Below are 13,907 nucleotides of genomic sequence, written 5' to 3'. Positions count from 1 at the left end.
TGCGACGCCGCCACGTTCAGGGCCCGGTGTGCGGCACATCCTGGGACAGCCGACGTCCATGGTGACCCCATGGGCTGATTGGGCGGTCCTCCCGAGTGACTTCGGCTCCTGACACCTTTGCTCGCGGTGCGGCCGGGGGTTGGGTCACTGGCGTGAGATGCGACGAACTGCTCGGAGAAAGCCGGCGTCTCGTTGATCTGTTCAGGTCGACCGGCGACCGCCGCGACATCGACCAGGCCGTCGAGCATGCGAGGGCTGCGATCGATTGTCTCCCGGCGGAGGCCCGACCTTCAGCGTACTTTCAACTCGGGGTGGCGACGGGCACCCGGCAGATGGTCGGCAACGATCCGGCCGACGCCGACGCCGCGGTGCGCGCATTCGACGCGGCGGTGTCGATCCTGCCGGCGGGCGCGCCGGAGCTGCCGAGCTACCTCTTCCAGCTGGCCATTGCCCTCATGTCGCGCTTCGAGACCACGAATCGGCCGGCCGATCGCACCGCTTCGATCGAGATGTATCGCGAAGGCATCCGGCTGGGCGCCGGTCATCCGAGGGTGAACGAATATCGCAGTCAGCTGGCCGGTGTCCTGCTTGACGCCTACAACGACACCGCTGAGCCGGCCGCATTGCGGGAGTGCGCCGAGGTCATGTGGGATGCGGCCCAGTCCATGCGCCATACTGCCGATGCCGTGCCATATCTTGAACGTGCGCTCAAAGTGGCATGGATGCGTTTCCAGCTCGACCAGACCTCCATCGACTCGATGATCGATGTGCTGCGTCCGGTGGCTCATGATGACGGCTGTTCCTCGCTCGAGCAGCAGTGGCTGGCGCGGCTTCCGGCTCTGCTGCACATGCGGTACGAGCAACGGAGATCGGCCGCCGACGCGGACGAGGGCGTGACGCTCTACCAGAAGGTCCTGGCCCGGAACATCCCCGGCCAGTTCACGAGGGTTCAGATCAGCGACAACCTATTGACGCTCGCGCTGCGCAGCTTCGTGGACGTCGAGTTGCCGGCCGGCCGCACCGAGCGGGCCGAGAACACGCTACAGCTGATCCGTCAGACCCCGCGTGAGTCCGGCAAGGCCCTGCTGTTCGCCGAGCTCGGCAGCGCTTTGTTGCGGACGTTCAACAACTCCGGCGATCTCGCGCTCGCGCCGTTGGCCGTTGCCGCACTGCAGGACGGCGCCGCGCTGCTTGCTGCCACCGATGGAAACTTCCAGAAAGTCCTTGCGCAGTTGGCGCTCGCCTACTTCCGGCGGTACGACCTGATCGGTTCGGCCGAGGACCTGGACCGTGCCCTGGATGTCGTTCACGCGGCCCTGGTGCCGGGCGCGGATACCTCGCCGCTCGAACGGATTCAGGCCATGGTCCTGGACCGGCGATTCGACCATTTCGGCGATCCGGCCGACCTTGAACAGGCCGCGGCCGCCGCCCGGCGGGCGTTCACGGCCGCCGCCGATGAGCGGGACCGCCAGGAGGCACTCGTCTGCCAGGGCACCATCGCTGAGCGCGCATACCGTGCGTGGGGGCGCGACCACGACGCCGTGGAGGCCGTCCGGCTGTACCGCCACGCGCTCGGCCTGGCCGCGACCGCCGTTGATCGGGCGAATGCGCTTGGGTACCTGGGCTGCATGCTGGTCGCGTGCGCGGATGGCCGGCCCGCGATGCTGCACGAAGGGGTCCAGCACCTCACCGAGTCGGCCGCCCGGACCCCTGCCGGTGACGAAGAGCATGCCGCTCGCGTCCGGCAGCTCGGGCTCGCCCTCTACCGCCGATTCGAGGCCGAAGGCGACCACGCGATCCTGGCGGAGGCGATCAGGTTGCTCCGCACGACTGTGGTCGACGATCCGCGCGGACGATTGGGCCATGCCGACAGCCGCAACGATCTCGCACTCGCGCTCAAAGCCCGATATCAGAGCACCGGGCGGCGCGATGATCTCGATGAGTCGATCGCCCTGCTCCGGAACAGTGCTGAACTGGCTCGAAACTACCGGGCCGCCGCGGCCACGCCGCTGTCGAACCTGGCGCTCGTCCTGCACCTGAGGTACGGACGCGACGCCGACCGGGACGCCTTGCGCGAGGAGATCGATGTCCTCGAGCACGTGCTGGCATTGCTTCCGCCGCTGGACTCCAGGCGTCCGCTCGCGCAGTCACAGCTTGGACTGGCGTTGCGTTGGCGAGCGCAGCATGAAGACTCCGAAGCTGATAGGCAGCGATCGCTGGCGCTGCAGCGTGAGGCGGCGGCGAACGCTTCGGCCGACTCATCGGCCCGGGCTGTATGCCTGACGAATCTGAGCCTGCGGCTGCTTTCGGCGGACGACGCTCTCGACGAAGCCGTCGCCGCCGCTCGCGAAGCCTTGTCAATCGCGCGGATGAGCGACGCCGAACGGACCTCGGCGTTCGGTGCTCTCGGCATGAGTCTCGAACGGCGCTATCGGCGGCTCGGCGATCAGCATGACCTCGTCGCCGCATTCGCCGCGTACCGTGACTCCACGTGCCGGGCCGGCGTCAACGGAGCCGGCCAGTTGCACGTGCTCAGGCTGGCCGGCGACCTCGCTGCGCGCGTGGGCAACTTCGCCGACGCTGTGACCGCCTACACCGCTGCGGTCGATCTGCTGCCGACGCTGTCCTGGCACGGCCTGGCCCGTCACGAACGGGAGGCACAGCTCGAAGCGGCCCGCGACCTGCCAGGTGAGGCGACCGCCGCAGCGATCGAGGCGGGCGACCAGCGACGTGCGCTGGAGCTGTTCGAGCGGGCACGGTCCGTGCTCTGGTCGGAGCGGTTCCGCTCACCCGGCCCGATCGCAACCCTGCGGGCCGGTCAGCCCGAAGTCGCAGACCGGCTCGAACGCCTTCGCGTGGCCCTCGCCTTGGCCGACGCGGGCATCGAGGTGCTGAGCACCGACGAACACGATCGGCTCGCCAGGGAGTGGGACGGCACGCTCGCCTCCGTCCGGGCGATGCCGGGCCACGAGTCCTTCCTGCGGGTGCCGACGGTCGACGAACTGCTGGCCGGGACCGGCTCCACGCCCCTGATCGTGCTCAACGTGTCCGCGTTGCGCTGTGACGCCCTCGTCGTGCGTGATGGCGCCGTGTCGGTCTGCCCGCTTTCCGGCCTCGACGCGGGCGAGGCGACGGTCCGGATGCGCACCTATCAGCTGGCACTGCTCGGTCACGTCGAGCATCGCGACAGCGCCACCGCCGGCCGCGAGGCCACCGTTCGCGATCTCTCGGCTGGCACCGGCAGGCCGACCGACGTGATCACCTCCACGATCTCGTGGGTGTGGGATGCCATCGCCGAGCCGATCCTGTCCCACCTCGGCCTGTCCGGGCCACCCCAGGCCGGCGCCGCGTGGCCGCGGCTGGTCTGGTGCGTCGGCGGGATCGCGACCCAGCTGCCCGTCCATGCGGCCGGGCGGCCGGAGGCCGGCTCCGGACACAGCGTTCTCGACCGGGTCATCAGCTCGTACGTGCCGACGGTCTCCGCCGCGGCACGCCGGATGGCGACGTCAGGCGAGCCCGGTGATGATCGGATGCTGATCGTCGATGTGGCCGGCGACGATCAGCCTCTCAAGTGGGTCGAGGATGAGGTCGCCCACGTCATCCGCTGTGTCGGTCCGGAGCGCTCCGTCCGCTTGTCGGCGCCTACCAGACAGGACGTCATGACGGCGCTCGGCGGGCACCTCCGGTTGCACTTCGCCGGGCACGGCACCCAGGACCTGCTGGCTCCCGCGGACGGCGGGCTCGAGCTGACGGACGGCCGCCTGCGGATGGCCGACCTGATCGGCCGGATCGACCGACCGGGAGGCTTCGCGTTTCTGAACGCCTGCAAGACGGCCACGGTCGGCCTCGAACTGCCCGATGAGGCGATCGGGCTTGCGCAGGCCCTGTCCTGGCTCGGATTCGACCATGTGATCGCCACCCAATGGGCGGTGCCCGACGAGGCCTGCCTGCTGCTGGCCAAGCTCTTCTACCAGAATGCCTGCGACCGCGGCCGCTTCCACCCGGACCGGTGCGCCGAAGCGCTCCACCACGCTGTGCGGAGCCTGCGAGCCACTTACCCCGACAACCCGGCTCAATGGGCGTTCTTCGTGCATATGGGCGTGTAGAACGCTCCGTGACGATCCGGCGCCGGTGACGATCCGCGCGGTACGCCGGCTGGGCGCGTTCAGGTCAGGTCGGCGTGCAGGTCGGCGGGGCATTCCCAGAGTTCGCGGGGCAGGCGGGTGTTGCTGGCGGTCCAGATCATGCGCAGGCGGGGAGCGCCGTCGTGGGTGTCCAGGGCCACCATCGGCTTCGACTGCTGGTTGAGGCCCTTCAAGCCGAACAGCGCGACCGGCTCGCGGTCGGGGCGGCGGACGGCTCGGCGCTCCTCCTGGTGGACGGCGTACGCGGCCGCCAGGCGCCACGGGGCGGAGCGTTGCAGCTGGTCGTAGAGGCGCTTCACCCACGTGTCGGTGTGCCGGGCCAGGCCGTAGCCGATCGGGTAGCCGTGCAGCAGGGCGGTCAGGTCGTCGTCGACGTGGACGCCGCAGCCGGTCAGGGCCTCGGCCACGGCGTAGGAGTCGAGGAGGTCGACCACGGCCCGGGCGCGTTCGAGGTCGTCGAGCTGCCACCGTACCGACGCCGGGGGTTGATCTTTGTTCCACAACCACGGCAGGCGGTCCCAGCGGTGGTCCTGGTTGGCGCCGATGAGGCCCTCGACCCGGACGACCAGGGCGTCGCCGTCGGCTCGGGCGGCCAGCCACGGTGCCCGGCGGCTCAGGGCCGGGCCGTCGCCGGCCAGGGCCACGACGGCGGTCTTCACATACTTGCCGCTGCGGTCGCGCGGGAAGTGAAACGCCAGGCGGGCGTCGTCCAGGCCGTCCAGGTGGGCGCGCAGCGGCGGCGGCACGTCGGCGGGGCGGCGGACCACGGGCGCGGCGGCGGCGGTGCGGCGGGCGGTGGCGAGGCGGGCCCGGGCGGATCGGCGGCGGGCCGCGGTCGGCTTCGGCGGGGTGGCGCGGAGCATCTCCCGGTACCCGTGCCAGAGTCGGACCGCGTCGACGACGGCCTCCTCCTCGCGGACCAGCCGCCGCGGGGCCCACATCGCGCCGGACGCCTCGGCCGGGCCTTCGAGGAGCGTCACCTCGAAGACGAGCGCGGCGCCGTCGGGCAGGTCGTGTTCGATGTCGACGTCGCGGGTCCACACGTGCCCGTCGGCGGACAGGCCGCCCTCGCCCGGCGGCACGAGCCGCTCGGCGGTGACGACGGTGACCTGCATGCGGCCGGTGCCGTGCGGTTCGTCGACGGTGAGGCCGGTCAGGTTGGCGGGGACTTTGCCGTAGAAGTCGTAATACTGGGTGAGCGCGCCGAACGCGGGCTCGATGCCGACCTCGCGGAGCCGGGCCGACACCCCGGCGAGCGCCCGCCGGCGCCGCGCCTCGTGCCGGTCGAGGGCCTCTGCCACGCCGTCATCTTTCCATAAAGTCGTTAGGCTTCCGCGGTGGGTGATCGCGATGTCGCAGCGTGGCTGCCCGGGGAGCGGATCGTCCACCGGTCGGTGCTCACCGGCGGCTACAGCAACCACAATGAACTCCTGGTGACCGACCCGCGCCCGCCCGGCTTCACCGCGGCCTTCACCGCCGGGTTCACGGCGGTGACCTGCCGGCGGACTGGCGCGAGCTCGGCCGGGCCTTGGACCTGTTCGCCGTCGCCGACTTCCTGACCCGCCCCGTCGAACACCGCCACTTCGGCCGCGCGGTCGCGTACATTTGCGCCCTTCACTGACCGAAAAGCTTTCGGCATTCTGGCTCGTCATCGCCCGCAATCAACCGTTGACACGTCTATAATCACGGATCAGAATTCCCGAAAAGGTTTTCGGCTTCTCCTCCATGTGAACGTTCACTTGAGAGAGGAAACAATATGCATCCCAGGAGGCCCTTGCGGGCCACGGTGGCCGCGCTGGTGGTGATGGGAGCCGTCGGTGTGCCGTCCGCCGCCTACGCCGCCGGACCCGTGCGGCCCGGCAACGAGAGCGACGTCGGGGTCTACACCAACGGGCAGAACCACTCGATGGAGATCGGCGACCCCACCTACACCAACCTCGCCGAGGTCGCCGCCAAGCTCGAGCCGGGCGTGGCCTACACGGCCGGCAACATGCACCAGTCGATCTTCGACAAGGATCTCGCGGCCGGCGGCACCGACTACTACCTGGACCGGATCCTCGGCGTCAGCGGTACCCTCGGCACCCCGATTCTGCAGACCAGGGGTCGTTCGCTCTACATGCGCGGCGTCGACAACAACAACTTCGCCGTGATGGGCTTCGCCGGCGGCGCCTTCGTCGGCGGCCCCAACAACCTGGGCAACCTCTACACCGTCACGGTGCCGGGGCAGACCGTCACCGAGGTGAGCGCCAACCGGTTCAACGCCCCCAGCCACGCCAAGGACCGCTACACCATCGGCACGACGGGTGTCACCGCCGACACCACGAAGTTCATCACTTACGACAACGTCGCCGTCACCGCCATCACGTTCACGAACCCGGGCGCCGCCGCGGCCACCTTCACCGTGCGGGCCGCCTCCCCGCTGGCGACCCAGGCCGGGAGCGGTACCGCCGAACTGACCGGCACCCGGGTCATCACCAGCGGCGCCAACAACGGGCTCGTCGACACCCCCTGGAACACCGTCAGGATCGAGCTCACCGGGGCCGGCTTCACCCGCACCGGCACCAACCTCGACCGCGCCGTCACCGTCCCGGCCGGCCAGACGGTGTCGCTGTCCGTGGTCGCCGCCGTGTCCTCGGACTCGCTGCCGCAGACGGTCGCCGGCTACCAGCAGTACGCCGGGCTGTCACCGGCCGACGCGGTCCGCACCGGCATCACCGACTTCAACCGCCGCTGGGCGCAGGACGTGCCGTACATCGACGTGCCCGACCCGGCCCTGGAGAAGGCCATCGTCTACCGGTGGTGGGGTGAGCGCTACAACACGCTCGACTCCAACACGCCGGGTTACGTCTATCAGTACCCGACAACGGTCGAAGGTTCGAACCTCTACCAGAACTCGATCGCGCTGACCCAGCCGATGCACCTGCAGGACACCAAGTGGCTGCGCACGCCGTACCTGCCGTACGGGCAGATCCTCAACATCGGAGAGCTCTCCGGCTCCTCGGCGTTCCTGGACAGCCCCGGCCACACGAGCTGGAACAACCACTACTCGCAGTACATCGGCACCGCCGGCGCCGAGGCCTACTACGTGCACGGCGGCGGCCCCGAGCTCGCGAACAAGTTCGCCGGCTACTTCGAGGGCGACGGCACCGGCCAGCTCGAGCACTACGACGGCAACGACAACAACCTCATCGCCTACGACGCCAACTACATGCCCGGCAACGACGCCGACGCGATCTCGTTCGGCTACCCGAAGGCGAACGGCACCGCGCCGGGGGCCCGCACGATCGAGCGGCCCGAGTCGGCGTACGTGTGGGGCGCGTTCGACGCCGCCGGCCGGCTGTATCAGATCGCCGGGGCCGACCCGGCCAAGGTGAGCCAGATGAACGCCTCGGCCGACGCGATCCGGGCGGCGATCCTGGGCCGGATGTGGAGCCCGGACACCCGGATGTTCCTGGCCGGCACGTCCTACGGGGCCACGTCGGCGGCGACGTCGAACGGCCGGGCCAACCCGCTGCCGGCCGGCGCGCGGGACCTGATCCCGGCGAAGGAGTCGAACCTCTACGACATCTACGCCGAGAACCTGATCCCGTTCGACCAGTGGCAGACCTATGTGGACGGTTACCGGTTCCTGACCTACGGTGACAACTTCCCGATCTTCCCGTTCTACACCGCGAACCAGTACGACCGGGCCGCGTACGGGGTCGGCGGCAGCAACAACTTCTCGAACATCAACTTCACCGTGCAGTACCGCGGCGTCCGTTCGGCATTGCGCCACTACGACCCGCAGCAGGAGTACGTCACCCCGGCCTACGCGAAGCGGCTGCTGGACTGGATGGCGTGGAGCATCTACCCGGGCGGGGACGCGCGGGTGGCCAACCAGGCCGAGTACTACTCCGGCTGGAACGCGACCACGAAGACGTACCAGCGCAACAACCCGTATCACGTGATGCTCGGCAACATGAACTACGTGTTCGTCGAGGACATGGCCGGCCTGCAGCCGCGCGCCGACGACAAGCTGGAGCTGTGGCCGATCCAGTTCGGCTACGACCACTTCATGGTCGACAACGTGCGGTACCACGACCAGGACGTCACCGTCGTATGGGACAAGGACGGCACCAAGTACGGCCTGGGTACCGGCTACAGCCTGTTCCTCAACGGGCAGAAGAAGTTCACCCTCGACAAGCCGGGCCGGGTCACCTACGACCCGAACACCAACCAGGTCACGGCCGAGGCCGGTGTGACGGTCACCTACACCGCCGCGACGGGTGCGAGCTTCCCGACCGCCGTCGACACGCGGATCCAGGACGACCGGGTGGTGAGCTACCTCAAGACCGCCGGCATCGACCTGACCTCCGCCAAGCCGAACCTGGCCACGGGGGCCACGCTCAGCTCGTCCGCCACCCAGCAGGGCCCGCGGCCGGCGCCGTGGAAGCAGTTCCACACACCCGGCTGGAGCACCAGTACCCCCAACTACACCCCCGGCGCGACGAAAGAGCTGGAGAAACCGGTCTCCCTGGCCGCGGTGACCGACGGTAACACCGCCAACGAGCCGTACTGGGGCAACTACGGCACCACCGACAAGAACGGCTACATCGAGCTCGACCTCGGCGCGGCCAAGTCGTTCGACAACGTCAAGGTGACCTTCGTCAGCGACCGTCAGGCCGGCGGCTACCACGAACCGGCCCGATGGTGGGTCCAGGTGCCGGACGGCAGCGGCGGCTGGAAGGAGGTGCCGAACCAGTTCAAGAACCCGGCGTTGCCAACCGCCAAATTCAATGAAGCCCTCTTCGGTACCGTCACCGCGAACAAGATCCGCATAGCGTTCACGAACAGCCCGACCTCCTTCACCGCGATCGCCGAGATCCAGGTGTTCGACTCGGGCCGGGCCGTGCCGCCGGTGTCCAACCAGGCACCGGTCGTCACCGCCGCCCGCGACGCCTCGGCCGACGGCAACCTGTCGACGAAGCTCACCGGGACCGCGACCGACGACGGCATCCCGTACGACAAGCAGCTCACCTTCGGCTGGGAGACCGTGTCGAAGCCGGCCGGGGCGGGGGTCATCTTCGCCGACGCCAAGGCGCTGTCCACCCGGGTGACCGGGACCGTGGCCGGTGACTACGTGTTCAAGCTCGTCGCCGACGACGGGGAGAAGCGCACCGAGGCGACCGTCGCGGTGACGCTCAGCGCCAAGGCGGTCACGGCCGAGTTCGGCTCCTCGGCGACGATCACGACCAGCGGCAGCGCGTCGTGGGAGAACCCGCTGCGGGTCAACGAGGCCACCACCCCGGCCGGCTCCAATCCGGGCGCCGGCAACGGGTGGGGCAACTGGGGCACGACCCAGAACGGCACCAGCGCCGACAAGGCGGCCTGGATCCAGTACCAGTGGGTGTCACCCGTGCGGCTCTCGTCGACGGACATCTATTGGTATGACGACAACGGCGGGACCCGCCGCCCGAACGCCGGCACCTACGTCATCGAGTCCTCCACCGACGGCACCACGTGGAACCCGGTCACTTTGAACAACGGTTCCACGTATGCAACCGGTCTCAATGTGAACTCGTACAACCATTTCAGCTTCGAACCCATCACCACGAGCCGATTGCGGATCCGGATCTTCGGGGTGCAAGGGACAGGAGCGGGCACGGGGGTACTGCGCTGGCGGGCCAACGGCGAGACGGTGAGCTCGGTGCGCCAGCCGGTCCTGGTCCGCACCACCGTCGGGAAGGTGCCGACACTGCCGGCCGAGATCGACGGCGTCTACGCCAGCGGTGAGCGTGAGCTGGTCGGCGTGCAGTGGCAGACGATCACACCGGCGATGGTGGCGGAGCCGAACGCGGACCCGTTCGTCGTCTACGGCACCAACGACGGCTACGGCCTGATCGTCGAGGCACGCGTGTATGTGCGGGCGGAGACGGGTACCGGCGGCATCTCGATCCAGAACGCCGAGACGTTCCAGCAGACGGTGGCCGTGAACGAGCTGCCGTACCTGCCGGACAAGGTCGAGGTCTCCTACAACGACGGCTCCCGGGACAACCAGGCGATCGGCGTCCAGTGGGCCTTCGACCCCAACTCGGTGCGGCAGCCGGGCCGGGTCACGGTCCAGGGCACCCTGGTCCTGCCCGACTACGTCAGCACGGCCGGCACCACGAAGACCACCCTGGCCCTCACCGTCGGCGACGGCGGCCCGGCGTGGCAGGTGCAGGCGACGGCCCGCACGCAGTGCATCGCGGGCAAGGCCTACGTCGCCGTCGACGCCCGCAACAACGACACGGCGCCGCTGACGATCGAGCTGATCACCCCGTACGGTTCGCGCACGGTCACGGCGACGGCCCCGGGCAAGAACGCGTACCAGTCGTTCCCGGCCCGCCTGGCGGCGGTCCCGGCCGGCGCGGCCACCGTGAAGGTCACGGGCACCGTGAACGGCCAGCCGGTGACGACGCAGACGGAGGTGCCGTACCCGGCGATCAGCTGTAGCTGACCGGCGATGGACCACCGCCGGGCTGTTTTCGAGCAGCCCGGCGGTGGCTTCCGCCATCCCGCTCCATGATCACCGGGGTCAGCGCTGTTCGTCCCGGAAGCTCAGCCCGGCCGCCGCCAACGCCACCCGCAGGCGCTGCAACGCGTAGGGCCCGACCCCGCGCAGCGCCCCGACCTCCCCCTCGCTGAAGGCGGCCACCTGCTCGAGCCGGACGACACCGGCCCCGGTGAGCGCCCGGGTCGCACCCGCACCGAGATGCGGCAGCGGCACACCCGGCTCCGGCGCCGCCCGCACCGCCCGCGGATGCCCCTCATGGTCCAGCACGGCGGCACCGCGCGGCGACAGCCGATACCCGATGTCGAGCGACTCGGTGAGCCCCCGCTCCTTGAGCTTGCGCACGTCCAGCTTGAACGACGGCGTATCCCGCCCCAGCCGCTGCGCGAGATCAGGTGCCCGGGTCGCCGGCAGCTCGTCGATCAGCCGCAGCGTCACCCGGGTCCAGGCCCCGACCGGCGAGGCCCGGTCGAGCCGGTCGAGGGCCGCGCCGATCGCGTCGAGCTCCGCCCCGTCCGGCACCGACGCCCGCAGCTCCTGCCGCGGATCCTCGCCCGCGAACCGCAGCCCGACCCGGTACACCGGCCGCTCCGGGTGGACCCGATCGAGGCCCTGCCGCAGCGCCACGAGGGACGCCGCCCCGGCCCGCCGAGCGTCCGCCGCCGACAACGAGCTCACCGCCACCCGCTCGACGGACGTGATCTCGACCAGCCCGACCGCGGTCCGCATCCGCGTCCCGACCTTCACCCGCGGCCGCTCCCACCGCCGGAACGCCACATCGACAGTCCCGGCCCGGATCGCCGCCAACTCCGCCGGACGCATCTGCACACACCCAGTCCACCACACCCGCCGCCCGTGCGACCCGCCGCCGCGTCGTCACGCGCGCGAAGCGCCCGGTCGGGCCGTCATGCCAGCGCTGATCGGGCCTCGGCCAGGATGGTCGGTGCGGTGGCACTGGCCAGGACGTGTTGCAGGGCCAGCCGGTAGGCGACGTCGAACGCCTCCTGAGCGGCGACGGCCACGTCGGGCTTGACGCCGGTGCCTTCCCAGTTGCCGCCGGTGACCGGGTTGACGGAGCGGGCCACCGGAACCGTGATCTCGAAGGTCGGTGTGATCGGGAAGCGGTCCGTCGGGTGGGCACCGCCCTTGGTCGTCTCGCCGACCAGGACCGCTCGTCCCTGCGCCTGTAGGTTGTAGCAGATCTCCTCACCGCCCGAGAAGGTGGCTTCGCTGGTCAGCAGGTATACGGGCCGGTCGAGGTACCGCTCGCCGGGCAGCCACGCGTGGCTCCAGAACTGCCGGGTCTGACCGGTCGCACCTTCGTAGATGTCGTTGAGGTGGGTTTCCCCGTCCGGGAAGAAGTAGCTCGTCCAGAACACGGCGCCGTCGGGTGCGCCGCCGCGGTTGCGGCGAAGGTCGATGATCAGTGCGTGCGTCTGTGACACCAGGTCCATGGCCGCGGCGATCGCGCGCCCACCGACGTCGGCCGAGGTGACGAACCGCAGATCCAGCAGCCCGACGTTGCCGTCCAGCCGCTCCACCCGGGCGATGCCGTAGCCGGACAGCCGCTGCTGCTCCCGCCAGACCGCCTCCAGCTCGGGCTTGGTGAGCGCCTCGCGCTCGTCCTCCGCTCGGGTCCGTACCCGCAAATGCTTGTCCTGACAGACTTCGAACAGCTCCGCCGTCAGGCGCTCGCCGAGGGCTTCCTCGTCCAACCCGTCATACTCACCGGCGGCCAGTCGCCGGCGGATGCCCTCAGCCGCCGCCTGGGCCCGGTCGGCAAAAATGTAATTGCCGCACAACAACTCCAGTGCCTTCTCCACAAGATGCGCCGACATCGACGCACCATATCGAAGATCCACCCCGGCCGAGGTCCCGTCCGTCCCGATGATGCCGCATGATCGCGGTACGTCGATGACGGGCTCGTGGTCGACGGGTCAAACGGGTCGATGCCCGGATCTTGTCGTATTCGGAGTGATGGCTGATGGCAACGTTGTCGGTGAGCACGGTGCTCGGTGAGTTCCGGCGCCCGGGTGAAGGCGCCGTGTTCGAAGGGCAGCTCGGTGACGTGGCGGTCGGGCTCGACGTGGACGACGAGCACGCGGCGGCGGCGCTCGCGCAGCGCGTGAGCACGACGGTCGGCGAACTCGCCGGTTTCGCCCGCCGGGTCGCGGTCGAACTGGCGGACGCCTTCGCCCCGGAGGGGCCGGACGAGGTGGAGGTCTGGGAGCACGGCGAGACCGTCATCAGCGCCGCCGAGTTCGCCCGCCGGCTCCGTCTGGATCGCATCGCAGCGGCGAGCGAAGGCGACATCGAGCTCTCCTTCGACGACGACGGCATGTTCGGCGGGCACAGCATCCGCGCCTGGGTCGATGCGGCCGGCACGGTGACCGACGCCCAGATCGCCGGCTAGAGCCCTGACCGGCGCCTTGTCCATCACCCGCGCTAGGTCGCGGCGGGGAACAGCGCGCGCAGGTCGTCGATCGGGGCGGCGCCGGCGAGGGCTCGGCCCAGCGCGGTCAGCCGCGGATCGACGACCGCGGGATTGTCGACCAGGCAGCGGGTCATGAGGGCTGACCACAGCCGGCGGGTGGTGGCGGAGTCGGTGTCGCGGCGGGTGAACAGCGGCGACCGGGGACGTCGGCGCCACGGTAGCTCCGGGTCGGTCAGGGCCGCGTCCAACTCCTCGGCCAGGAGGGCGGCCAATGCGGCCGAAGCCGCCGTCTCCGCCGACAGCAGCAGCACCGCGAGGGTCAGGAACATCGGCGACGACGGGTCGTCGCGCCAGTCGCCCGGAAGGTTGAGCCGGCACCAGGCCAGAAAGCGCACCGCGGCGTCGCGGGCCGGCTCGCCGAGCGCCCAGGCCGAGTCCACCAGCGGGGCCAGGGAGTCGACCGGGCTGCCGTCGGCGGTCACGGCCCGGACCAGCAGCGTGCACGCGAACAGCCGCTGGAGATGGCCGCCCCGGCCGGCCGGCGTCGTCCACCGGGTCAGGGCCAGGACCTCGCCGGGGTTGCCGACCAGGTTGTCGGGCAGCCAGGGGCTGTGCACCAACTCGGTCAACGCCCGCCGATACTCCGGCACGTCGACGCCGTAGTCGGCCCCGGCGATCTCCTCGATCGCGGCCGCGTCCAGCTGCGGTGCCACCCAGGCCAGCAGCGCCCGTTCGTCCGGGCCGAAGGAAGCGAACAGGTCACGGTCGGAGCCGGTCACCGGACGATGATGCGGCC

General features: G+C 70.1%; 8 protein-coding genes. 4 read left to right on the top strand and 4 right to left on the bottom strand.

Annotation, left to right across the window (positions count from 1 at the left end; translation table 11 throughout):
- Positions 1–152 precede the first annotated feature (152 nt).
- The gene (locus tag ACIA8L_RS20470) at positions 153–4,106 is read left to right on the top strand and encodes a CHAT domain-containing protein (RefSeq protein ID WP_395906681.1); all 3,954 of its coding nucleotides are present in this window, start codon (positions 153–155) and stop codon (positions 4,104–4,106) included.
- 59 nt (positions 4,107–4,165) lie between these two features.
- Here the strand turns inward: ACIA8L_RS20470 and ACIA8L_RS20465 are convergent, their stop codons facing one another.
- Entirely contained in the window at positions 4,166–5,446 is a 1,281-nt protein-coding gene (locus ACIA8L_RS20465) for a hypothetical protein (protein ID WP_395906679.1), read from the bottom strand.
- Positions 5,447–5,482: 36 nt separating this feature from the next.
- Here ACIA8L_RS20465 and ACIA8L_RS20460 point away from each other — a divergent pair, with 36 nt between their 5' ends.
- Both ACIA8L_RS20460 and ACIA8L_RS20455 read left to right on the top strand, forming a co-directional pair.
- Positions 5,483–5,704, top strand: a complete 222-nt coding sequence (locus tag ACIA8L_RS20460) for a hypothetical protein (protein WP_395906677.1) — start codon at positions 5,483–5,485, stop codon at positions 5,702–5,704.
- Positions 5,705–5,901: 197 nt separating this feature from the next.
- A complete protein-coding gene (locus tag ACIA8L_RS20455; protein ID WP_395906675.1) occupies positions 5,902–10,623 on the top strand; it encodes a discoidin domain-containing protein in 4,722 nt (1,573 codons plus the stop codon).
- A gap of 78 nt (positions 10,624–10,701) precedes the next feature.
- Here the strand turns inward: ACIA8L_RS20455 and ACIA8L_RS20450 are convergent, their stop codons facing one another.
- Positions 10,702–11,499: a hypothetical protein gene (locus tag ACIA8L_RS20450; RefSeq protein ID WP_395906671.1), complete on the bottom strand. Its 798-nt coding sequence runs from the start codon at positions 11,497–11,499 to the stop codon at positions 10,702–10,704.
- Positions 11,500–11,582: 83 nt separating this feature from the next.
- Positions 11,583–12,515 (bottom strand): S41 family peptidase, encoded by a 933-nt coding sequence (locus ACIA8L_RS20445; RefSeq protein WP_395906669.1) that lies wholly within the window; start codon positions 12,513–12,515, stop codon positions 11,583–11,585.
- Between the two features lie 146 nt (positions 12,516–12,661).
- Between ACIA8L_RS20445 and ACIA8L_RS20440 the strand changes: the two genes are divergently transcribed.
- Positions 12,662–13,090 (top strand): DUF2262 domain-containing protein, encoded by a 429-nt coding sequence (locus ACIA8L_RS20440; RefSeq protein ID WP_395906667.1) that lies wholly within the window; start codon positions 12,662–12,664, stop codon positions 13,088–13,090.
- 32 nt (positions 13,091–13,122) lie between these two features.
- On the opposite strand, the gene ACIA8L_RS20435 is transcribed toward ACIA8L_RS20440, so the two are convergent.
- A complete protein-coding gene (locus ACIA8L_RS20435; RefSeq protein ID WP_395906665.1) occupies positions 13,123–13,890 on the bottom strand; it encodes a hypothetical protein in 768 nt (255 codons plus the stop codon).
- Between the last annotated feature and the right edge of the window lie 17 nt (positions 13,891–13,907).

The organism is Dactylosporangium sp. NPDC051541 (genome assembly GCF_044454505.1).
Taxonomy (GTDB): Bacteria; Actinomycetota; Actinomycetes; order Mycobacteriales; family Micromonosporaceae; genus Dactylosporangium.
The sequence above is the reverse complement of the archived record's forward strand: the minus strand, read 5'-3'. Positions and strand labels throughout refer to the sequence as shown.

Coding starts and splice junctions, on each gene's coding strand:
- ACIA8L_RS20455 (WP_395906675.1), top strand. CDS start 5,902: ATGCATCCCAGGAGGCCCTTGCGGGCCACGGTGGCCGCGCTGGTGGTG.
- ACIA8L_RS20450 (WP_395906671.1), bottom strand. CDS start 11,499: ATGCGTCCGGCGGAGTTGGCGGCGATCCGGGCCGGGACTGTCGATGTG.
- ACIA8L_RS20445 (WP_395906669.1), bottom strand. CDS start 12,515: ATGTCGGCGCATCTTGTGGAGAAGGCACTGGAGTTGTTGTGCGGCAAT.
- ACIA8L_RS20440 (WP_395906667.1), top strand. CDS start 12,662: ATGGCAACGTTGTCGGTGAGCACGGTGCTCGGTGAGTTCCGGCGCCCG.